Annotated in this window: 1 protein-coding gene; it reads left to right on the forward strand. The window is 39.6% G+C overall.

Annotated elements, in window-relative coordinates:
* The first annotated feature begins 351 nt into the window (after positions 1-351).
* Positions 352-945 carry a TetR/AcrR family transcriptional regulator gene (locus GNE10_RS34805; protein ID WP_185570544.1) on the forward strand — a complete coding sequence of 198 codons (594 nt, stop codon included), beginning with the start codon at positions 352-354 and terminating at the stop codon, positions 943-945.
* Positions 946-967 lie beyond the last annotated feature (22 nt).

Raw genomic sequence — 967 nt, forward strand, 5'->3', positions numbered from 1 at the left:
AAACCCCCAAGACCGCGCTGGCTCACCTTTTCCCCAAACCAAATTCCAGTTTAAAATCCTTAACCGAGCAGTATTGGAACCCTATTGCCATATTTTTGATTGTTCGTTCAAAATAAGATATGTATGTAAAAGTATTGGGTTGAGATTGGCGATCGCTCCTCAAATTCTCATTACATAACAATCTAATTAAAGTGTAAGTGTAATTAATAGTACTGAAATTTTTGTAAAATGAGTTATTTAAATTACCTTAATCATGGCAAAAATACATAAAAAAACTGAATCTTGATTAATCGTTCAAAAATATGTATAGTTAACAAATACATACAATAATTGGGAGACTTCAATTACCCCGTGGTTCGGCAACGAGAGTTTGATAAAGACGAGGTTTTAGCAATCATCATGGATTTGTTCTGGCAGCGTGGTTATGCCAACACATCTATGAAAGACATTGTACAAGCTACAGGAATCCAGCCTGGAAGCTTATATGCCGCCTTTGGTGACAAAGAAAAGTTATTTCAGCAAGTATTCAAAAAATACACACAAGAATTCTTTCGGGCTTCCATGCCACGCCATTGTCCACCGTTGGAATGTATTCAACAATGGTTCGATCTATTGGCAAAAGCAATGATCGGCGACTCAAAACAGAAGGGTTGTTTGATTATTAACACAGCAATAGAGCGGGAATCCCATTCACCAAGCACCATCGCCATTATTGAGGATCGTTTAGACGAAATTGAATCATTCTTTCGGCTCAATCTTGCTCAAGCAATTGAGGACGGAGATTTGCCGAAATCATTTGCCATAGATACCAACGCAAAAGCACTGCTGGGATTAGTTGTGGGTATGTTAGCTGTTGCACGAATCCGACGTGACGCTCAAACCCTTAACAGTATTGCAGCAGGAGCAAGGACACTAGTGGTCTACCAATCCAAAAATGCTGGGTGAGGTTTGGGGAAAGGGGTAAGGG

Source organism: Nostoc sp. 2RC (genome assembly GCF_014222165.1).
Taxonomy (GTDB): domain Bacteria; phylum Cyanobacteriota; class Cyanobacteriia; order Cyanobacteriales; family Nostocaceae; genus Nostoc; species Nostoc linckia.